The 1,989-nt window shown below is 57.4% G+C and carries 3 protein-coding genes; 2 read left to right on the top strand and 1 reads right to left on the bottom strand.

The genetic code is table 11. From position 1 onward, the window contains the following. Together JNL55_RS10665 and JNL55_RS10670 are read left to right on the top strand one after the other, a co-directional pair. On the top strand, positions 1 to 479 hold a 479-nt coding region (locus JNL55_RS10665), incomplete at its 5' end, for a GtrA family protein (protein WP_293852800.1). Positions 480 to 484: 5 nt separating this feature from the next. Further along, complete coding sequence (locus JNL55_RS10670; RefSeq protein WP_293852801.1) at positions 485 to 1,180, top strand: class I SAM-dependent methyltransferase; 696 nt, start codon at positions 485 to 487, stop codon at positions 1,178 to 1,180. A gap of 6 nt (positions 1,181 to 1,186) precedes the next feature. Here the strand turns inward: JNL55_RS10670 and JNL55_RS10675 are convergent. Continuing rightward, positions 1,187 to 1,989 (bottom strand): hypothetical protein (locus JNL55_RS10675; RefSeq protein ID WP_293852802.1); only part of this gene is annotated, 803 nt, incomplete at its 5' end.

Consider the following 1,989-nt stretch of genomic DNA (forward strand, 5'->3'; position numbering starts at 1 on the left):
CGTCGCTCGTCATGAGCGGCAGCATCGAAGTGCCCTCGTCCATACCGACACCAGAAGAACGCGCCCCCCGTTCGTTGCGTGAGGTGCTGACGTTTCTCGCTGTCGGCTCCATCGGATTCGTCATCGAAGCTGTGATCCTCACGGCGCTCACGTCCTACGCAGCGTGGTCGCCATGGCAAGCACGCATCCCGTCATTTCTCACCGCCGTGCTGGTAACGTGGGCGCTGAACCGCCGACACACATTTCCCAATCGCGGCCTGCAGCGGCGTTCGACGGAAGCGTTCTTCTATACTGCCATCCAGGGCGGCGGCGCACTCATCAATCTGGGAATCTTCGGTGTGTGTCTGGCTCTAGCGCCGGCGCTGCGCGAGGCGCCGATCATTCCGCTCGCCATCGGTGCCGTCGGCGGATTCGTTTTCAATTTCGCGTTGAGCAGCAAGTGGCTGTACTCGCGACTGCGCTCCGGTCAGAGCGGATGAGCGACATGCAACAAGAAGCCTACACCGGCGTCGACAATCTCGAAGTGATGCAGGAGGCGGTGAACTACAACCGCTATCTGCTCGACACCGTACGCAAACACGCGCCCGCCGGCGCCAGAGTTCTGGATTTCGGCGCGGGCGGCGGACAATTCGCGGCGCCGCTGAGCAAGCAGGGCTTGGACATCACCGCTCTCGAGCCCGATCAGCTCTTGCAACAACGACTGCGCGCGCAAGGACTCCGCGTCGTCGGTTCTACTGAAGAGTTGTCAGACGCATCGCTCGACTACATCTATACCTTGAACGTGCTGGAGCACATCGAGGACGACGCAGCAGCGTTGCGCAGCTTGCATGCGAAGCTGGCCAAGAGCGGCAAGCTACTGATCTACGTACCTGCATTCCAAGTGTTGTACACGAGCATGGATGCGAAAGTGAAACACATACGGCGCTACACCCGTGATGCGCTCGTAGCGCGCACTGAAGAAGCAGGATTTCAAGTGGAGCACGCCGCGTACGCCGACTCAGTGGGCTTCTTTGCCACGCTATTTTTCAAACTGTTCGGCAACAAGAACGGTGATGTCAGTATTGGGGCGCTCAAACTGTATGACCGCGCTATATTCCCACTTAGCCGGTCACTGGATCGGCTGACGCAGCGTTGGTTTGGTAAAAACCTACTACTGATCTGCAGCAAGTACGACAGGTAGTCTCGATCAGTGTGGCGCAGCCGCCGCTGTCGATCGAGATCTCGAGATGAGCTTGCTTCTAGCCAACCGAACGAGACTGGTCGCAGCGGTCGCGGTTAGCACCATGAATAGGGGCTCAATCAAGAACCGATACCGATAATTCTCGGCAAGTTCGAAAGCTGTGCCGACGGCGTACAAATACAAGGCCGTCAGAACTATGAAGCCAATTACCAGCGCTCGGGGCAGCTGCTCAGGATTCTTTTGCATCAGCGCGCGGCGCAACTGCACATAGCCGTAACTCAGTACGAGCACCCAGAGCGCAACCGTCGCAAGCGAAAAGTTCACCTCCAACAAGGCGCCGTTATTGAAGCCGAAATGAGGTTGTTCAATGGCCTTCGGTGTAGCTCCGACCCCGTATAGCAGTGGGTTGAAAATTCGCTCCATCGGGCGCGCTGCAGTCCTATTCTGCTCACTGAAGTACAGATTCATGCTGGACGGCGAGAAGAACAGCCGATTGGAAATGGTCAGTCCAACGACATATGAGAATGGGTAGGTGCGAATGACGGTGATGGCATCATGCGTGTAGAAGCGATTGATGTTGATGAGCTGTTGGCAGTTGAAGTTGTAATCGCCGGTGGACTTCTTCACTTGATCCAGGACCGCAATCCCAGTCGGCGGCAACTGCTGGGACGTAAACAACAAGTCCTTGTGTTCGTACCGAGAAACCAGAGCGAAGGGAGTCAATCGCCCGTCCGCAACCAACGGTTGCAGTTCCTCACGCGTCGGCACGAGGGTGGCGATGTTCGACAGCCCCAGCCCCATCCAGGTGC

The sequence above is a fragment of the Steroidobacter sp. genome (genome assembly GCF_016790065.1).
GTDB lineage: Bacteria > Pseudomonadota > Gammaproteobacteria > Steroidobacterales > Steroidobacteraceae > Steroidobacter.

Excerpts from the sequence above, each read along its gene's own strand:
- JNL55_RS10670 (WP_293852801.1), top strand. The coding sequence starts at position 485 with ATGCAACAAGAAGCCTACACCGGCGTCGACAATCTCGAAGTGATGCAG.